At 65.4% G+C, this 17161-nt stretch carries 18 protein-coding genes; 5 read left to right on the forward strand and 13 right to left on the reverse strand.

The window, feature by feature from the left end; genetic code table 11:
• Positions 1 to 51: 51 nt before the first annotated feature.
• From M2331_RS05550 to fghA, 4 genes are read left to right on the forward strand one after another with little or no spacing between them, the layout of a single operon-like run.
• Complete coding sequence (locus tag M2331_RS05550) at positions 52 to 1164, forward strand: S-(hydroxymethyl)glutathione dehydrogenase/class III alcohol dehydrogenase (protein WP_181559347.1); 1113 nt, start codon at positions 52 to 54, stop codon at positions 1162 to 1164.
• Positions 1165 to 1202: 38 nt separating this feature from the next.
• Entirely contained in the window at positions 1203 to 1592 is a 390-nt protein-coding gene (locus tag M2331_RS05555) for a VOC family protein (RefSeq protein WP_181559348.1), read from the forward strand.
• Positions 1593 to 1638: 46 nt separating this feature from the next.
• On the forward strand, positions 1639 to 2022 hold the full coding sequence (locus M2331_RS05560) for a VOC family protein (protein WP_181559349.1): 384 nt from the start codon (positions 1639 to 1641) through the stop codon (positions 2020 to 2022).
• Positions 2023 to 2025: 3 nt separating this feature from the next.
• Positions 2026 to 2871, forward strand: coding sequence for an S-formylglutathione hydrolase (gene fghA / locus M2331_RS05565; RefSeq protein ID WP_319800980.1), 846 nt, complete (start codon positions 2026 to 2028; stop codon positions 2869 to 2871).
• Positions 2872 to 2898: 27 nt separating this feature from the next.
• On the opposite strand, the gene M2331_RS05570 is transcribed toward fghA, so the two are convergent.
• Positions 2899 to 3210 (reverse strand): DUF3817 domain-containing protein, encoded by a 312-nt coding sequence (locus M2331_RS05570; protein ID WP_220128521.1) that lies wholly within the window; start codon positions 3208 to 3210, stop codon positions 2899 to 2901.
• Between the two features lie 150 nt (positions 3211 to 3360).
• Between M2331_RS05570 and M2331_RS05575 the strand changes: the two genes are divergently transcribed.
• On the forward strand, positions 3361 to 4356 hold the full coding sequence (locus tag M2331_RS05575) for a MarR family transcriptional regulator (protein WP_181559350.1): 996 nt from the start codon (positions 3361 to 3363) through the stop codon (positions 4354 to 4356).
• Positions 4357 to 4367: 11 nt separating this feature from the next.
• On the opposite strand, the gene M2331_RS05580 is transcribed toward M2331_RS05575, so the two are convergent.
• From M2331_RS05580 to M2331_RS05635, 12 genes are read right to left on the reverse strand one after another with little or no spacing between them, the layout of a single operon-like run.
• The gene (locus M2331_RS05580) at positions 4368 to 5723 is read right to left on the reverse strand and encodes a VOC family protein (RefSeq protein WP_181559351.1); all 1356 of its coding nucleotides are present in this window, start codon (positions 5721 to 5723) and stop codon (positions 4368 to 4370) included.
• A complete protein-coding gene (locus M2331_RS05585) occupies positions 5720 to 7012 on the reverse strand; it encodes an N-succinylarginine dihydrolase (protein ID WP_181559352.1) in 1293 nt (430 codons plus the stop codon). The genes M2331_RS05580 and M2331_RS05585 overlap by 4 nt, the downstream gene beginning before the upstream one ends.
• Complete coding sequence (gene astD / locus M2331_RS05590; RefSeq protein ID WP_181559353.1) at positions 7009 to 8427, reverse strand: succinylglutamate-semialdehyde dehydrogenase; 1419 nt, start codon at positions 8425 to 8427, stop codon at positions 7009 to 7011. The genes M2331_RS05585 and astD overlap by 4 nt, the downstream gene beginning before the upstream one ends.
• Positions 8428 to 8462: 35 nt before the next feature.
• The gene (locus M2331_RS05595) at positions 8463 to 9512 is read right to left on the reverse strand and encodes an arginine N-succinyltransferase (protein WP_181559354.1); all 1050 of its coding nucleotides are present in this window, start codon (positions 9510 to 9512) and stop codon (positions 8463 to 8465) included.
• Positions 9505 to 10773: a hydrolase gene (locus M2331_RS05600; RefSeq protein WP_181559355.1), complete on the reverse strand. Its 1269-nt coding sequence runs from the start codon at positions 10771 to 10773 to the stop codon at positions 9505 to 9507. Before M2331_RS05600 ends, M2331_RS05595 begins: the two co-directional genes overlap by 8 nt.
• Before the next feature lie 55 nt (positions 10774 to 10828).
• Positions 10829 to 10963: a hypothetical protein gene (locus M2331_RS05605; RefSeq protein WP_264592305.1), complete on the reverse strand. Its 135-nt coding sequence runs from the start codon at positions 10961 to 10963 to the stop codon at positions 10829 to 10831.
• Positions 10964 to 10980: 17 nt separating this feature from the next.
• Positions 10981 to 11379, reverse strand: a complete 399-nt coding sequence (locus M2331_RS05610) for a Na+/H+ antiporter subunit G (protein ID WP_181559356.1) — start codon at positions 11377 to 11379, stop codon at positions 10981 to 10983.
• A 3-nt stretch (positions 11380 to 11382) separates the two neighbouring features.
• Positions 11383 to 11652, reverse strand: a complete 270-nt coding sequence (locus M2331_RS05615) for a K+/H+ antiporter subunit F (protein ID WP_181559357.1) — start codon at positions 11650 to 11652, stop codon at positions 11383 to 11385.
• The gene (locus M2331_RS05620) at positions 11649 to 12140 is read right to left on the reverse strand and encodes a Na+/H+ antiporter subunit E (protein WP_181559358.1); all 492 of its coding nucleotides are present in this window, start codon (positions 12138 to 12140) and stop codon (positions 11649 to 11651) included. The genes M2331_RS05615 and M2331_RS05620 overlap by 4 nt, the downstream gene beginning before the upstream one ends.
• Before the next feature lie 4 nt (positions 12141 to 12144).
• Positions 12145 to 13680, reverse strand: coding sequence for a monovalent cation/H+ antiporter subunit D (locus tag M2331_RS05625; RefSeq protein ID WP_181559359.1), 1536 nt, complete (start codon positions 13678 to 13680; stop codon positions 12145 to 12147).
• Positions 13677 to 14027: a Na+/H+ antiporter subunit C gene (locus tag M2331_RS05630; protein ID WP_181561385.1), complete on the reverse strand. Its 351-nt coding sequence runs from the start codon at positions 14025 to 14027 to the stop codon at positions 13677 to 13679. The genes M2331_RS05625 and M2331_RS05630 overlap by 4 nt, the downstream gene beginning before the upstream one ends.
• Positions 14028 to 14032: 5 nt before the next feature.
• Positions 14033 to 16885 carry a monovalent cation/H+ antiporter subunit A gene (locus tag M2331_RS05635; RefSeq protein ID WP_181559360.1) on the reverse strand — a complete coding sequence of 951 codons (2853 nt, stop codon included), beginning with the start codon at positions 16883 to 16885 and terminating at the stop codon, positions 14033 to 14035.
• Positions 16886 to 17161: the final 276 nt, after the last annotated feature.

Below are 17161 nucleotides of genomic sequence, written 5' to 3' on the forward strand. Positions count from 1 at the left end.
AACAAGCGGCAACTGGCGCGCGAGCGCCGTTCCTTGCTGGAGAGATGGGGCATGAAAACGCGGGCTGCGTTAGCATTTGAGGCGAAGAAGCCGCTGGAGATCGTCGAGCTGGATCTGGAAGGGCCCAAGGCGGGCGAGGTTCTGGTCGAGATCATGGCGACGGGCATCTGCCATACCGACGCGTACACGCTCGACGGCCTCGACAGCGAAGGCATCTTCCCCAGCGTGCTCGGCCATGAAGGTGCGGGCATCGTGCGCGAGGTCGGCGTGGGCGTCACCTCCGTGGTGCCGGGCGACCATGTCATCCCACTCTACACGCCGGAATGCCGCCAGTGTAAGTCCTGCCTCTCAGGCAAGACCAACCTGTGCACCGCGATCCGCGCGACGCAGGGCAAGGGCCTGATGCCGGACGGCACGACGCGCTTTTCCTACAAGGGCCAGCCGATCTACCATTATATGGGCTGCTCGACCTTCTCGAACTTCACCGTTCTGCCCGAGATCGCGGTCGCCAAGATCCGTGAAGATGCGCCGTTCAAGACGAGCTGCTACATCGGCTGCGGCGTGACGACGGGCGTGGGCGCGGTTATCAACACCGCCAAGGTTCAGGTCGGCGACAATGTTGTGATCTTTGGACTCGGCGGCATCGGCCTCAACGTCATCCAGGGTGCCCGCCTCGCCGGCGCCAACAAGATCATCGGCGTCGACATCAACCCGGATCGCGAGGAATGGGGGCGCAAGTTCGGCATGACCGACTTCCTCAATTCCAAGGGCATGAGCCGCGAGGATGTGGTAGCGAAGATCGTGGCGATGACCGACGGCGGCGCGGACTATACCTTCGACGCGACCGGTAACACCGAAGTGATGCGCACGGCGCTGGAAGCCTGCCATCGTGGCTGGGGCACCAGCATCATCATCGGCGTAGCGGAAGCGGGCAAGGAGATCGCCACGCGGCCATTCCAGCTCGTTACCGGGCGCAACTGGCGCGGCACGGCGTTCGGCGGCGCCAAGGGCCGCACGGACGTGCCCAAGATCGTCGACATGTACATGACCGGCAAGATCGAGATCGATCCCATGATCACCCATGTCATGGGCCTGGAAGAGATCAACACCGCCTTCGACCTCATGCATGCCGGCAAGAGCATCCGCTCCGTGGTGGTGTTCTAAGGTCCGCAGGGCGGCGGTTGCGCTCGGGAGCGGCACCCATGTTCAGGCATCTGGTCCTCGGCACCAACGACATCGAGCGCGCGCGCATCTTCTATGATGCGACGTTCGCGGCGATGGGCATCGCGCCGGCGCAGGCCGACGCGAAGGGGCGGCTGCTCTATCGGGATGGCGGGGGTCTGTTTATCGTTGGCCATCCCATCGATGGCCAACCGGCCTCCCATGCCAATGGCGGGACCGTCGGCTTTCTGGCGCCCTCACCGGAGGCGGTGAAGGCCTGGCATGCAGCCGGCCTGGCGCATGGCGGCCAGGCGTGCGAGGGAGAGCCGGAGAACCGGATTTCGCCCGCCACGGGGCGGGGCATCTGGGTCGCATATCTGCGCGATCCGGATGGCAACAAGCTTTGCGCGGCCTGGGACGAACCCCAGTGATGCTCCGGCGCGCGCAGGATTTTGAGTAACCAAGAGGAGAGTTACAATGTTTACGCATATCATGGTTGGCGCGAAGGACCTCGCGCAGAGCGCGAAATTCTATGACGCCGTGCTCGGCGCACTGGGCGCTGGCGCCGGCCACAACATTGGCGATCGCGCTTTCTATTCGCACAATGGCGGCACCTTCGGCATCATTTCGCCGATCAACGGCGAGCCGGCGACCCATGCCAATGGCGGCACCATCGGCTTTGCCGCTGCCGACAAGGATCAGGTCGACGCGTTCCATGCTGCCGGTGTGGCCAATGGCGGCACCAGCGAAGGCGAGCCGGGCAAGCGCCCGCAGGCGCCGGGCAATGCCTATGGCGCCTATCTGCGCGATCCGACCGGCAACAAGATCTGCGTCTTCTGCCAGCTGCCTGAAGGCGCCTGATCGATGACGCTGGAGACGCTCTCGACGAACAAGGCCTATGGCGGCGTCCAGGGCGTCTACCGGCACGAATCTTCGGAGACGGGGACGGCAATGACATTCGCCGTCTTCGTCCCCGAGCATGAGCCGGGCGAAACACTGCCCGTGCTCTTCTACCTCTCCGGTCTCACCTGCACCCATGCGAACGTGATGGAAAAGGGCGAGTATCGCGCGGCCTGCGCAGCGGAGAAGATTATCTTCGTGGCGCCGGACACCAGTCCGCGGGGCGAAGATGTGCCCGACGATGCGGAGGGCAAATATGATTTCGGCCTGGGCGCCGGCTTCTATGTCGATGCGACCCAGGCACCGTTCGCGACCCACTATCGCATGAAAAGCTATATCGAGCAGGAATTGCCGGCGCTGATCGCCGCGAATTTCCCTGTCGATATGGCGCGGCAGGGCATCACCGGGCACAGCATGGGCGGCCATGGCGCGCTCACCATCGCTTTGCGCAATCCCGAGCGCTTCCGGTCCGTCTCCGCCTTCGCGCCGATCGTTGCTCCAAGCCAGGTGCCGTGGGGGCAAAAAGCGCTCGGCGGCTATCTGGGGGACGATGCATCGGCCTGGGCGCAGCATGATGCTGTCGCGCTGATCGAAAGCGGTGCCCGACTGCCCGACCTGCTGGTCGATCAGGGCGGCGCGGACAATTTCCTCGAGCAGGAGCTGCGCACGCATCTGCTGGGCGAGGCCTGCGCCAAGGCCGGTCAGCCCGCGACAATCCGCATGCAGCCCGGCTATGACCACAGCTATTATTTCATCTCGACCTTCATGGCCGAGCATATCCGCTGGCACGCCGAACGCCTCAAGGCCTGATCTTCGCTACCTTTTCGGCGCGCAGGCTTAGACGGAGCGTGCGCGTCCTTGGGTGAGGGTGGCCTCTTGCCGCTTGAGATAGGGATCGTTGAGAAAGGTGCCGAACGGGAAGAATGCCGCCAGCGTCGTCCGCAGCCAGCCCATGACACCAAAGCCCTTGCCCGGCAGCACGAACAGCATCGCGCCGATGTAGAGCAGGAAGGCGATGCCATGGGTCATCCCGACCGGACGGATCAGCGCCGGATTGTCGAAGCCATATTTGAGCGGCATCGCGATCAGGAACAGCGTGAGGGTCGTGATGCCTTCCACCAGGGCGATATAACGGAAAATCCTGAGCATGGTGTCTCCTGAGCGGTCGATGACCTGTCGCGTCGCGATCACAGCTCTGTCGCAAGACTCACACGATATCGTCGCGCCGGTTGCCTGATCGGGTTCGATGGGCTTTATCATGCAGATGACAGCATGCCAGGGGCGAGGAGCAAAAATATCGTGACGCAAGAGGCGGATATCGGTCCCGCCCAGCTCGATGCCGGGCTTCTGGGGATGCGCCTCATGCTGCTCATGCGCGCGATCCGCGAGGGCGGCCTGCCGCTGTTCGAGGCGGAGGTGGGTTACAAAGAAATCCATCGCCATTTGCTGCTGCTGCTCGGGCTTTCCGGCGGCATGACCTCTCAGGACATCGTCGGCTTTGCCGGCTACGAAAAGGCGCAGGTCAGTCGCGCGATCAAGCCCTTGGAGCGGGACGGACTGATCGTGCGTGAGAAGCTGCGCGCCAAGCTCACCCTCTCCCCGGCGGGGCGGGTACTCTTCGAAAAGATCCGCGCCATCGTCCGCGCCCGTGACGGCCAGCTGGTGGCCGGACTGGGGCGCGACGAGCTCGAACGCTTCGGCCTGCTCACCGACCAGTTGGCGCAAAAGGCCGCCCGCATCTACAATCACGAGCGCTGCCTGAGTGTCGAGGCGGGGATCATCGGTGCGGCACCGGGCGGGGCCGGCACGCCCTCATGGCCTGTGGGGCCGGAGGGCAAGAAGATCGAGCCGCCGCCGGACCTCATCGCGCCCAAGCTGGTCGGACTGGTCGCCTATCTCAAGCGCAGCGCCATGCTCTCCTGCCAGCGGATGCACGGCCTGTCGAACTTTCAGGGCCAGGTTCTCGCGCTCATCGGCTTGTACGCGCCGCTGCCAATGGCGCAGCTGATCAAGGCGATGGGGCGGGACAAGAGCCAGATCGGGCGGACGGTCTCGGCGCTGGAAGAGAACGGGCTGATCGAGCGATTCAGGCCGACCCGTCGCCGCGATATCGTCCTGCAACCGACCGAGGCCGGTGCCCTGGTGTACAAGGCGCTCCATCGCGAGGCCTCGGTACGGGATGCCAGCCTCTGGAGTGAGGCGAGCGCTGAGGATCGGGCATTCTATCAGGCCATTGTGAGCCGTCTCATGCTCCGCGCCCGGGCCTTGAGCGGTGAAGGTTCTGCGGCGGCGTGAACGCCGGTCTGCTATCCCAAAATCTCGAGCGAGGCCTGTTCCTGATCGAGATATAATCCGAACGGGTCGAGGCACGGGACGCCGAGCGCGGCCTCGAACTCATCCTGCGATGAGGCACCGGCGCGCGATCCAGGCTCTGCATCGGCGAGATTGGAGCGAAAGATGCCGGCGGCACTGACCGGCAGGAAGTCCTCATAGGTGATCGGGCTCGCTTCCAGCCATCCATCTGCAACCAGCTCGTCTGGGGCGCCGGATGGCAGCTGGCGTCCTGCAGGAAGCATAGCGGCCTTGGGCGTCGGCGTATAAGTGAAATAGGCCAGCCCCTGTTCGCGGATCGCATCCAGATCGTCGGGAAAGCGCTGGAAGATCTCCGTCAGGCGCGCTTCATAACCTTCGCCGCCCAGGCTGCGGGCCTGCTCGGCTTTTGCGAGGATTTCATCGTAAAGCGCGCGGCCATGTGGCGTCAGCGCAATCCCGCGCTGCTCGATCTCGCCGAAGCGCGCGGTGTGGACGCCGGCCACGCGCTCGTCGCCATCGCGGAACAGGATCGCCTCCTCCAGCGCCTGAAAACTCGTCTGGCGCAGCAGGATCGGGACAGACCGGCGTGGCGGGCCTTCGATCACGGCCTTGGCCTTGATGCCGCGCGCGATCATCTCGGCCTGAACCGCGTCGATATCGAGCGCGCGGGGCGTCAGGTGATTGATGTGCGGACCACGGAAGCACACAATATCGGCGATCAGCCGGTGTGCGCGACTGAACGCTTCATAGGTCGCATGATCCACCAGCGCTTCGCCATGCCAGCGGAAGGTTTCCAACGCCTCCAGCACGAAGGCTTCTGCCTCTTCGGTCCCCAGACCGCCCTCCCGCTCGAAGCGGTCGATCAGCGCCAGCGCGCCGTCGGTGACGATGCTGCGTCGGGCGAGCAGCGCCTGGGCCTGCTTGCGCAACGCAACATCCTCGATCAGCTCAAGCCGCAGCAGCGAGCAGAAGATACGGAAGGCGCAGCGGTTCAGCGATGCCGTGTCGATCGGCCGAAACGCTGTCGAATGCACCGGCAGGCCGGCTACGCCCAGATCATAATGGCCCACCGGCACCATGCCCATCACGGCGAACAATCGCCGCATGAGGTGCAGTTCTTCTGGCGTGCCGACCCGGATGGCGCCGTGGCGCTCGGCACTGAGCCGGTCGAGTTCGCCCTGCGCTGCGAGCCGTTCGTTCAGCGCGGGATTGTCCTGCAGCACGCGGGCATTGCTCGTGGCGACGATCTCCAGCAGCGTGCCGTAAAGCGGCACCTCGGCCCGGTACATCGCGGACATCGCCTCCGAAAAGGCGAGGCGAATGTCAGCAGGATCGACGAAGCGGGTCATGGCAGGGCTTGCTCCAATGCATGGCGCAAGGCCGTCCGCGCCGCCTGTGCCTGCGCCCAGAGGTCGGGCAGGCCGAGATCGGACGGGGCGAGGCGCTCGGGCCAGTGATTGCCGACAATGGTCTCCAGGCGGTCCAGTCCGCGCTCGTCGAGCAGATGGGCAGGGTGAACCGCCTGTTCCGCCTCACGTGAGAGCAGCACGCGCAGGCGCAGGCAGGCAGGGCCGCCGCCATTGTGCATGGATTCGCGCACATCGACGAAATGGGCGGTGTGGATCGGGCCGTTGGCGCCGACATTGCTGTCTAGCCAGGCTTTGACGGCCGGCGTTTCCCGGCACTCCATTGGGAGAATCAGCGTTCGCTGGCCATCCGGCAGCGTTACCAATTGGGAATTGAACAGATAGGAAGCGATGGCGGCTTCAAGCGAAACCTCGCTGGCCGGCACCTCCAGGATGATCAGGTCCGGGCAGCGCTGCGTCAGCGCGGCATAAAAGGCCGCCTTGTCCGCAAAAGCCTGCTCATGGGCGAAGAGGATGTTCTCGTGCGCGACGGCGACGACATCATTGTGGAACGCGCCTGCCGCGATGGCCTCGGCGGATTGCTGCACGGTCAGGCCGTCCTCAATGCCGTGGCGGCGGAAGACTGCGCGGCAGGCTTCGGCCGATTGGCGAGCCGGAAAGCGCCCGCCCGGTTCGCCATAGACCATGATCTCGACGCCGGGGCCGTTCACGGGGGAGGCCAGCCGCATGAAGTTCGCGGCACCTTCATCGCCGAAGCGAGCCGGGACCGGACCGTGCACAGCGAAATAGCGTTCGTCCGCGAAGATGTGCCGCAATTGCCGCAGCGTCTCGGGCCATTCATGGCTGCGGTGCGCCATGGTCGCGAGATTGGCGACGGTGAAGTGCGTGCGCCCGTCCGCCGTGTCCGGGGCAGGGGAGACGGTCGCCGCATTGGCGCACCACATCGCCGATGCGCTGGTGGCTTGAGCGAACAGCAGCGGTTCTTCCGTCCATGCGCGAGCATAGACCTGCGCATCCGACCCGTCGAAGCCGAATTGGCGCAGCCAGTCCGCGTTGGGTCGATCGTGCGGCAGGAAGAAGCCCTGTCCCAGCCCCAGCTCGTGCAGCGTGCGCATCTTGGCGATGCCTTGCAAGGCCGCCTTGCGGGGCTGGGAGACCTCGCCGGCATGGAGGGTGGCGGCCAGGTTGCCGAGGCTGAGGCCCGCATAATTGTGGGTCGGGCCGATCAGCCCATCGAAATTGACCTCGCGAAAGGCGGGCGCTGTGCTCATGCGCGCAGTCCGGTGGAAAGCGCGCCCTCCAGCGCCGGGGCCTCCATACCCGCGACCGGGAAGGCACAATAATCGGCGGCATAATAAGCGCTGGGGCGCAGGTTGCCGCTGTCGCCCACGCCGCCAAAGGGCATGGCGGAGCTTGCGCCGTTGGTGGGCCGGTTCCAGTTGACGACGCCGGCGCGCGTGGCTGCGCGAAACTGCTCGAACTGCGCCCGGCTCCCGCCCAGCATAGCGGCGGACAAACCAAAGCGTGTGGCATTGGCGCGTGCGATGGCGCGGTCGAAATGCGTCTCGCGCCAGAGCTGGACCACCGGGCCGAAAATCTCCTCGTCAGGGGCAGTCTCGATGCCGGTCATGTCGATCAGGGCCGGTGAGAGGAAGGGCAAACCGGGGTCTCTTCGGACCAGCGGACGGATTGGGCGCCCGCCGAGCGCATGCAGATCGGCAACGCACGCCTCCACCAGATCGGCGGCGCGATTATCCACCACCGGCCCCATGAAGGGCTGCGGATCGTCGAAGGGCGCGCCGACGATCAGCCTGTCCAGTGTTGTCGTGACCCGCTCGGTGAGCGCGTCGGCGATCTCGTCCTGCACGATCAGTCGGCGCGCGCAGGTGCAGCGTTGCCCGGCGGAAAGCCAGCCGGACTGGACGATAAGCGCAACGGCAGCGTCCATGTCCGCCTCAGCTATCTCCCAGGCGAGCAGCGGATTGTTGCCGCCCATTTCCAGCGCGAGAATACGCCCCGGCGTATCGGCGAATGCGCGGGCGAGGAGTTTGCCGGTGGTGGAACTGCCGGTAAACAGCAGGCCATCCGTGCCGGGATGCGCAGCCACTGCCTTGCCGGTTTCGCCACCGCCCTGCACGATCTGCAGCACGCCGTTGGGCAGGCCAGCTTCCCGCCAAAGCTGGCCCATCAGTTCCGCCGTGGCCGGCGCCAGTTCGCTGGGCTTGAAGACGACGGCATTGCCCGCCAGCAGCGCCGGAACGATGTGCCCGTTGGGCAGATGCGCCGGGAAATTATAAGGCCCGAGCACCGCCAGCACGCCATGGGGCCGGTGACGCAACGCCAGAGCGAACCCGTCTCCATCCCGCAGCGTCTCGCCCGCCCGCTCGGGCTGCGCAGCGATGGAAATCTCCACCTTGGCAGCGACGCTGGCCGCTTCGGTCCTGGTCTCCCAGAAAGGCTTTCCCGTCTCGCGCGAGATCACCCGCGCGACGTCATCGGCATGGGCCTTCACCCCGCTGGCATAGGCGCGCAGAATGGCGATGCGCTCTTCCAGCGCCGTGCGTTCCCAGCCGGGCTGGGCGGCGCGGGCCTGCGCGACGGCGGCATCGACGGCAGCGGCATCCGCGGCAACGCCCCGCCAGACGACGTCTCCCGTGCACGGGTCGGTGGAAATCAGGTCGGTCATGGCTTGTCCGCTCGTTTCGTCTCTGGTCTGTTCGGTCAGTCGGTCGTCAGATAACGGGCCGTTGCGCCCTCGTTCAGGCGGCCGAGCGCCATCGCATCCGCTGGTAGGGTCAGGCGCTCTGCTTCAGCATCGATCTGTCCGGCGGCGCGCCAGGCGCGAAAATCGAGCAAATCTCCGGCGGCCAGCAACATCGGGCGGGCCTGGGTCTGAGATGGAGGTGCATCGCTGAAGGCAGCCGCCTCGCGGCTTTCTTTCACCGCCCGCAAATCATCGACATCGGCCTGCATGGTTGGCCCGGCGTCGAACAGGTCGACATAGCCATCATAGCGGAAGCCCTCGGCCGCGAGCAGCTTCATGGCCGCAGCGCCGCTGGCGTGCGGCTTGCCGATGGCTGCCTGCGCCTCGGGTGGCAGCAGGGTGGTGTAAATCGGGTGCTTGGGCATCAGATCGGCGATGAACTGGTTGCCGTTGAGGGCGTGGAAGCGGTCGGCATCGGCGAACTCCAGGTCGAAGAAGCGCCGGGTCAGCCCTTCCCAAAATGGCGAGACGCCTTCGGGCTCCTGCCAGCCCCGCAATTCGGTGAGCACCTGCTGGCCGAAGCGAGCACGGTGCATCGCCATGAACAGATAGCGGCTGCGCGCGAGCAGCACACCAAGCCCGCTGCGTCGCAGTTCGGGCACCAGAAACAGGCCGCCGACCTCGCTCGCGCCGGCAAAGTCGTTGACCAGATTGAGCACATTCGTCGTGACGATCCGGTCCAGTTGGCGCGAGTGCTGCGAGAGGCGGGTGAGCTTATAGGAATAAAAGGGCTTCTTGGTGCCGACGCTGGAGAAGATGAGCGCCGTCCCGCCGATCCGCCCGGTGCCGGCTTCTTCCAGCGCGAACATGTAAAGCTCGTCATCGGGCTGGCTCAACTGCGCCTCAAAGCTGCGCTGGGATCGTTCGAGGCGTGCGAACAGGGCCTCGCGATCATGGGGCAGATTGGTGAAGCCCGGCCCGGTCTGGCCGGCCAGCGTGTAGATGGCGTCGATATCCGCGGTCGTTGCAGGGCGGACGAACCAGTTGTTGAAAGAGCCGTCAGTCATGGGCGACCCCTGCCATATCCGGCGCGGAATTGAGGGCGTGGTCGAGCCGTCCTTGTGCGATCCGCAGCATGGTGATGGCAGCCAGCGCGGCGCGTTCGCTCAGTGAACTCAGAATCATGAACTCCTCATCGGTATGGATGGCACCCCCGCGCACGCCCATCGTGTCCACCACCGCAACGTTCTGGGCGGCGATGTTGTTGCCATCGCAAACGCCGCCGCTGGACTGCCAGTCGATGGCAAGGCCGAGGTCCGCGCCGGTTTCCCGGACCAGCCCGAACAGCGCCTGATGCTTCGTGTCGAAGGGCTTGGGCGGTCGCGCAAAACTGCCCGAGAGTGCAATCGTCACCGCATGATCCGCGCTGACCTGCGCAATTATCCGGGTGATAGCCTGCTCGGCGGCCTGCTGGCCGACCAGGTCCACGGGCCGCATGTTCCAGCTCAGCAGCGCCCGATCGGGCACAACATTGTTGGCGCCGCCGCCGGACAGGCGCGCGACATTGACGGAAAGCCCCTCGATCTCATGCTTAAGTGCGTCCAGCCGCACCGCGAGATCGGCTGCGGCCACCACGGCATTGCGGCCATCCAGTGGATTGCGACCAGCATGGGCGGATCGGCCAGTCACAGCGACGGTGAAATTGCCGCTGCCCCGCCGGGCGCTCGCCAGCGTGCCATCCACCGTGACGGAAGGCTCGAAAGTCATGCCGGTCTGGCAGCGCCGCGCCGTCTCGCGCAGCAGCGCTGCAGACCCCAGCGAGGACACTTCCTCATCGGCATTGACCACCACATCCCAGCCGAAATCGGGAATGGCATTCGCTGCCTCCAGCGCAGCCAGCGCCTCGATCATTACGAGCAACCCGCCTTTCATATCGGCGGTGCCGGGGCCGTTGAGGCGGTCGTCATCGATCGGGCGGCAGGTCTGGAACGGGTGATCGGGCGGGAAGACCGTATCCATATGCCCGGTGAGGATCATGCGGCGGGCGCAGGCGACACGCTTGCGGGCGAGTAGATTGGCGCCATGGGCGAGTGCAACGGTGCGGCCTGCCTCATCCAGCGTTTCAGCGGGCTCTGGCGCAACGGTTGCGACCGTATCGGCAATCTCCGTCAGTCGAGCCGCGAGATGCTGGCGCATCTGCTCCAGCCCGGCGAGATTGCGGCTGCCTGAGTTGACCTGCGCCCAGTCGACGACTTGCGCCGCCATGTCCGCCTGTCGTCTCCTAAGATGCTCCACGATCCCGATTTCGGTCGGTGAGAGTCCTGTCATGGCCCGATGCTAGACCAACTGGCCGCCCGGGGCTAGGGGCGCACCGGATCGATGGTCAGAGGACGTCGCCGAACATCAGCCAAAGCATGACCAGCCAGGCGATCAGACCGCCCGTGCCGATGACGATATGCAGCCGTTCGCGCAGCCAGTGGAGAAGGCCGCCGGGATTCTCGTCGTCATCATGTTTCATGCCGCGAAAACCACAGCTCAGCGCCCCTCAGGCCGATCGACGCCGAAAGTCGCCCATTCGGTATCGCCGCCCGGCTCAGGCAAGGCATCCCGCACACCGTCCATTGGCTGCACGTCGGTATTGGTGCGCTGCCGGTGCAGATGCGCCTTGGCAATGAGGTTGGCGGACACCGGCGCCGTGATGAACAGGAACAGAGTGATGAGCAGTTCGTGGGCGGACCAGGTGCCGTCCCGGAACGGAAAGTAGACCATGGATGCGACGAGGCAGCTTCCGACGCCGAGGGTGGTTGCCTTGGTCGGGCCATGCAGCCGCGTCATCAGGCTGGGCAACCGGGCAAGGCCCCAGCTGCCGATCAGCGCGAAGGCGCCACCGAGGACGATGAGAGCGGCGATCAGGATTTCTGCGATCACTGCCATGGCCTACTCCACAATGTCGCCGCGCAGGAGGAACTTGCAGTAAGCCACCGTGCCGACGAAGCCGACCATTGCGAGGAGCAGCGCCGCCTCGAAATAGGTGGTGCTGGTTTCGTAGATGCCGAACAGCACGATCAGCGCGATGGCGTTGATGACCATGGTATCCAGCGCCAATATCCGGTCGCACCGCGTCGGGCCGCGCAGCAGCCGGTAGAGGTTGAGCAGCACGGCCAGTGCAATGGAGGCGAAAGCGAAGGTCAGCGCGAGCGCGATCATCGGAAAATCCTCTGCAGCCGGGCCTCATAGCGCGCCTTGATATGGGCAATCTCGTGCGCGACATCGCCCGTGTCGAGCGTGTGGACGAGCAGATAGCGCCCGTCCGCCGACACGTCGGCAGAGACGGTGCCGGGCGTGAGGCTGATGGTGCCGGCCAGCACGGTGATGGCTTCTGCCGAATGCAGGTCGAGCGGGATGGTCATCCAGCGGGAATTCAGATCACGGTTGCGCCGGAACAGGATGAGCTTGGCGACATGGAAGTTCGCCACGACAATATCGTAGAGCACGATCCCGAGATAATCGAGCATCGCCCAGCCGAAGCGCAGGCGCGGGCGATTGGGCCAGAATGGCGCGGTAAAGACCGGAATGACGGTCGCCAGGAGGAGGCCGAGGAGAAAGCCGCCGGCCGTCAGGCTGTTCTGGATCAGGATCCAGACGATGAGCAGCATCACCGTCAGACCGGGATGGGGGAAGAGCTTGGTCAGCATTGCCTCACCCTCCAGCTGCCGGGCCGAGAACGGCCTCGATCGTGTGCGTCGGCGCGAAAAGCTGCTGGGCCGTTGCGTCCATGTAGCGCGTGACCGGCCCCGCCGCGACGGTGAGCACGACCAGCGTTGCGAGCAAGGCGCAGGCGGGTAGCAATTCGACCAGACGGGCATCGGGCTTTGCTGTCGCGGCATCTTCCCGGGGATTGTCGGGGTGCGCGGCGCTCTTCCAGAAGATGGCGCTGCCGGCGCGGGCGAGGCCGAGAATGGCGAGGAGCGTGGTGCCGAGAATGACTGCCCAGATCCATGCCACCCAAGGGTCCGGCAATGTCGCCTGCAGGATCAGCAATTTGCCGATGAAGCCGGAGAGCGGCGGCAGGCCGGCAAGGGCCATCGCCGCCAGCAGGTAGAGCGCTGACAGCGGCTCGATGCCGGCAAAGCGCGGGGAGGGGATGATCGTGTCGCCGTAGCGACCGCGCCGCAGCCGGATGAGATCGACGACGAGGAAGAGCAAGGCCGCGGCCAATGTGGTGTGCGCCAGATAATAGAGTCCCGCCGTCAGCACCGTGCGGTCGAACGCCGCAATGGCGACCAGCAATGTGGCGGTGGAGCCGAGCAGGCCGAATGCGGCAAGATCGCGCAGGGAGCGCGCTGCCAGCAGGCCCGCAAAACCGATCACCATCGTCGCCAGTGCGGCCGGCATCATCCACACCTCCGGTGCCCATGCCGCCGCGCCGGCCTGATCGCCGAAGATCAGAGAGGATGTGCGGATGATCGCATAAGCGCCGACCTTGGTCATGATTGCGAACAAAGCCGCCACGGGCGCGGAGGTGCCGGCATAGGTGCGCGGCAGCCAGAGTTGCAGCGGCAGCAGCGCGGCCTTGAGCGCAAAGACCAGCGTCAGCAGATGCGCGCCGGCCCGCAGCAGGCCCTGATCGGCCGCCGGCAGGCCCGGGATACGCGCAGCCATGTCGGCCATGTTGAGCGTGCCAGTGATGCCGTAGAGCAGCCCGATGGCGAAGAGGAACAGCGTCGAGCCGATGAGGTTGACGATCACATATTGCACGCCGGCCTTCAGGCGCTCTGCGCCCTGGCCGTGGAGCATCAGGCCGTAGGAGGCGATCAGCAAGACCTCAAAAAAGACGAAGAGGTTGAACAGGTCGCCTGTCAGGAACGCGCCGTTGATGCCGAGCAACTGGAACTGGAACAGCGGGTGGAAATGCCAGCCCTTGCGGTCCAGCCCGGTCAGCACCGCGTGGCACAAGACGGGCAGGGCGAGCAGGGCGGTAATCAGCAGCATCATCGCCGAGAGCCGATCCAGCACCAGCACGATGCCGAAGGGCGCGGCCCAGTCACCCAGCGCGTAGACGGAGATCGTGCCGCTGCTGGCGACGCTCAGCAGATACACAGCGAGGGCCAGAAGGCCGGTCGCGCCGGCAATGGAAATAGCGGCGCCGATCCAGCGGTGGCGGCGCATGAAGATCAGCGTGGCTGCGGCCATGAGCGCGGGCAACAGCAGGGGCGCGGCGATCAGCGCGGTCATGGCACGATGTCCTCCGGCTCGTCATCCGGTTTGCCGTCGACCTGGTCGGTGCCCGTCTCGAGGAAGCTGCGCAGGGAAAGGACCACCACCAGCGCCGTCATGCCAAAGGCGATAACGATGGCGGTGAGGACCAGCGCCTGCGGCAGCGGGTCCGTATAATCCGTAATGCCTTTCTCATAGATCGGCGGGCGGTCCACGACCAGCCGCCCCATCGCGAATAGAAACACGTTGATGGCGTAGGACAGCATGGCGAGGCCGAGCACCACCGGAAAAGTGCGGCCGCGCAGGCACAGGTAGATGCCGGCCGCCGTGAGGATGCCGATGGCGCTGGCGACGAGCATTTCCATGCTGATCATGCCTTCGCCTCCCGGTTGCGCGCGGGGTCGACATCCATGGGCGCGTCGTCGCTATGATCTTCCTTGTCGGCGCGCTGGGCGATGTGGCTGAGTTCGGCCAGCGCGAGCATGACCGCGCCGATCACGGTCATCGCCACGCCGATGTCGAACAGCATGGCGGTCGCCAGCTCGAAGGTGCCGATGACGGGCAGGGTGACATAGCCAAAGGCACTGGTGAACAACGGCGCGCCGAAGACGAGCGAGCCAATGCCCGTGAGCGCGGCGATGATCACGCCAAGGCCGATCATCAGATGCTCGTCGAACTTGCGGCGCTGTTCGGCCCATTCGAAGCCCGACGCCATATATTGCATCAGCACGGCAATGGAGATGATCAGCCCAGCGATGAAACCGCCGCCCGGCAGATTATGCCCGCGCAGGAAGATGTAGATGCCGACCATCATCGCAAGCGGCAGCAGGAGGCGCGTGGCGACGACGAACATCATCGGGTGCCGTTCGGGCGAGCGAATGAGGTCCGGGAGCCAGGCCCGCAACCGCGCGCCGGCCGCGCCGCGCGTCGCCGGTTGTAGCAGGGCAAAGATGGTGAGCGCCGCAATGCCCAGCACGATGATCTCGCCGAAGGTATCGAAAGCGCGGAAATCCACCAGCGTCACGTTCACGACATTGGTACCGCCCCCGCCCGAATAGCTGTTCTCCCAGTGGAAGGTCGAGATGGGCTGGTTCGGCTCGCGGGTGAGCACGGCCCACGCCCCGAGCCCGGCCACGGTGCCGCCCACCAGGCCGAGCAAGCCGTCACGCAGGCGCAGTCCATTGCTGGAGAGGCGGGCAGGCTTCTTGGGCAACAGGTTGAGCGCCAGCAGCAGCAGCAGGATCGTGACCGTCTCGACCGAAATCTGCGTCAGGGCCAGATCGGGCGCGGAGAGATAGACGAAGCCGAGCGAGACGATGAGCCCGATCACGCTGATGAAGACGAGCGTCAGGTACCGCTCGCGCTGCGAGACCACCACCGCCAGCGTGGCGCCGACAAGCAGCAGCCAGCCGATGATAGCGAGCGGCGAGGCTGGCAGCGTCGCGCGCGGACCGGTGCCGCTGCCGCCGCCGACCAGCACGCCCTCGATCGCCAGCGCAATGGCAAGCACGAAGATCAGCGCGAGCTGCCGCTGCAGTGAACCGTTATGAACGGCATGGGTGAAGCCGCGGGCGGCATCCACCAGCGTCGCGATCCCGCTGTCGAACAGGCGCTTGGCTTCCGGCAAGGGGAGCGCTTGCCAGATGCGCTGGGCGAGGCCGAACCTCCAGAGCATCAGCGCGCCGACCGCCACGGCAAACAGGCTCATCAGCAGCGCGGTGTTCACACCATGCCAGAGGGCGGGCGCGAATGTCCCGGCGGTGCCTGCGGTGACGGTATCGGCCACCGGTTGCACAAGCCATGTCGTCAGCGTCGCGGGGAACAGGCCGACAAGGATGACCAGAAGGACAAGCAGCCCAGAGGGCGCCCAAACGCCGAAGGGCGGATCGTGCGGCGCATGGGGATAGTCATCGCGCTGGCGGCCCAGATAGACCTGGAAAGCGTAGCGCAGCGCATAAGCGACCGAGAGCGTCGCGGCGACCACCGCGATGGCTGGCACCAGCCAGCCCATCCCCAGCCAGGCGGTATGCGCCGCCTCGTCGAGCATCATTTCCTTGGATAGGAAGCCGTTGAAGGGAGGCAGGCCGGCCATCGATCCCGCCGCGATCATGCCCAGCGTCGCGGTGATCGGCATCAGCGTGGCGAGGCCGCCCAGCCGGCGGATATCCCGCGTGCCAGCCTCATGGTCGACAATGCCGGCATTCATGAACAGCGCCGCCTTGAAGATGGCGTGGTTCAGGATGTGGAAGACGCCGACCATCGCCGCCGTGCCGGTGCCAAAGCCGAAGAGCATGGTCAGCAGCCCGAGATGGCTGACGGTCGAATAAGCGAGGATGGCCTTGAGGTCGGTCTTGAACAGCGCGATGGCGGCGCCGATCAGCATGGTGACGAGGCCGGTCGTCGCGACGAGATAGAACCACAGATCCGTACCCGCCAGCGCCGGCCATAGGCGCGCGATCAGGAAAATGCCGGCCTTCACCATCGTCGCGGAATGGAGATAGGCGCTGACCGGCGTGGGCGCGGCCATGGCGTGCGGCAGCCAGAAGTGGAAGGGGAATTGCGCCGACTTGGTGAAGCAGCCGAGCAGGATCAGCACCAGCGCGGCCGGATAGAGCGGCGAGGCCTGAATCAGGTCGCTGCTGGCCATTATGGTGCGAATATCGGTGGAGCCGGTAATGCTGCCCAGCAGCAACAGCCCGGCGATGAGCGCCAGCCCACCGCCGCCCGTCACCACCAGCGCCATGCGGGCGCCCTGCCGGGCCTCGGCTCTATCGCGCCAGAAGCCAATCAGCAGGAAGGAGGAAAGGCTAGTCATCTCCCAGAAGACGAGCAGCAGCAGCACATTGTCGGAGAGGGCGATCCCCAGCATGGCGCCCTGAAACAGCAGCAGAAAGGCCAGAAAGCGCCCCATGGGGTCTTCTGCGGCCAGATAGAAACGGGCGTAGATGATGATGAGCAGGCCGATGCCCAGGATCAGCCCCGCGAACATCGCGCCCAACGGATCGAGGAAGAACCCCAAGGACAGGCCGAGGGCCGGCACCCAGTCGATCTGCATCGCAGGGGTCTGCCCGGCGAGAGCGGCCGGCATGAGCGCGATGAGGATCGCGAGCGCCGCGCCGGTCGTGCCGGCAGCAATCCACGCCTGAAGGTTTCGGCTGGTGCCGCTGAGTATCGCCAACAGCAACGCGCCAACAAATGGCAGCAAGGCGAGTATCAGCAACAAAAATCCGCAGCTCCCGTGATGCGTAGACAGGTGATGGACGATCGGATGGCGATCAGGATCTGGCGATCCTCAAAAGGTCTGCTCACCTTATCCAGACAATGCGGCATGAGGACAACCCGAAAGCGCCGAATTTTCGGCCTTCGCTGCCGATTTATAGCTGTCGGGGCGCGGCGCTGACCGTCGGTCGGAGCATCTTCAGTCAGGCGCCGTAGCCATTAAAAAGGCGCCAGCCCGTGCGAGAGCTGGCGCCTGTGATGAGGGTCCGTGATGAGGATA

It is taken from the genome of Sphingobium sp. B10D7B, assembly GCF_025961955.1.
Lineage (GTDB): Bacteria > Pseudomonadota > Alphaproteobacteria > Sphingomonadales > Sphingomonadaceae > Sphingobium.

Bases quoted from the DNA above. Each gene is read 5' to 3' on its own strand.
- astD (WP_181559353.1), bottom strand. From the start codon at position 8,427: ATGACCGACCTGATTTCCACCGACCCGTGCACGGGAGACGTCGTCTGG.
- M2331_RS05570 (WP_220128521.1), bottom strand. From the start codon at position 3,210: ATGCTCAGGATTTTCCGTTATATCGCCCTGGTGGAAGGCATCACGACC.
- fghA (WP_319800980.1), top strand. From the start codon at position 2,026: ATGACGCTGGAGACGCTCTCGACGAACAAGGCCTATGGCGGCGTCCAG.
- M2331_RS05580 (WP_181559351.1), bottom strand. From the start codon at position 5,723: ATGACCCGCTTCGTCGATCCTGCTGACATTCGCCTCGCCTTTTCGGAG.
- M2331_RS05595 (WP_181559354.1), bottom strand. From the start codon at position 9,512: ATGACTGACGGCTCTTTCAACAACTGGTTCGTCCGCCCTGCAACGACC.
- M2331_RS05555 (WP_181559348.1), top strand. From the start codon at position 1,203: ATGTTCAGGCATCTGGTCCTCGGCACCAACGACATCGAGCGCGCGCGC.
- M2331_RS05625 (WP_181559359.1), bottom strand. From the start codon at position 13,680: ATGACCGCGCTGATCGCCGCGCCCCTGCTGTTGCCCGCGCTCATGGCC.
- M2331_RS05550 (WP_181559347.1), top strand. From the start codon at position 52: ATGAAAACGCGGGCTGCGTTAGCATTTGAGGCGAAGAAGCCGCTGGAG.
- M2331_RS05605 (WP_264592305.1), bottom strand. From the start codon at position 10,963: ATGAAACATGATGACGACGAGAATCCCGGCGGCCTTCTCCACTGGCTG.
- M2331_RS05620 (WP_181559358.1), bottom strand. From the start codon at position 12,140: ATGCTGACCAAGCTCTTCCCCCATCCCGGTCTGACGGTGATGCTGCTC.
- M2331_RS05615 (WP_181559357.1), bottom strand. From the start codon at position 11,652: ATGATCGCGCTCGCGCTGACCTTCGCTTTCGCCTCCATTGCACTGGCC.
- M2331_RS05630 (WP_181561385.1), bottom strand. From the start codon at position 14,027: ATGGAAATGCTCGTCGCCAGCGCCATCGGCATCCTCACGGCGGCCGGC.
- M2331_RS05585 (WP_181559352.1), bottom strand. From the start codon at position 7,012: ATGAGCACAGCGCCCGCCTTTCGCGAGGTCAATTTCGATGGGCTGATC.
- M2331_RS05610 (WP_181559356.1), bottom strand. From the start codon at position 11,379: ATGGCAGTGATCGCAGAAATCCTGATCGCCGCTCTCATCGTCCTCGGT.
- M2331_RS05600 (WP_181559355.1), bottom strand. From the start codon at position 10,773: ATGACAGGACTCTCACCGACCGAAATCGGGATCGTGGAGCATCTTAGG.
- M2331_RS05560 (WP_181559349.1), top strand. From the start codon at position 1,639: ATGTTTACGCATATCATGGTTGGCGCGAAGGACCTCGCGCAGAGCGCG.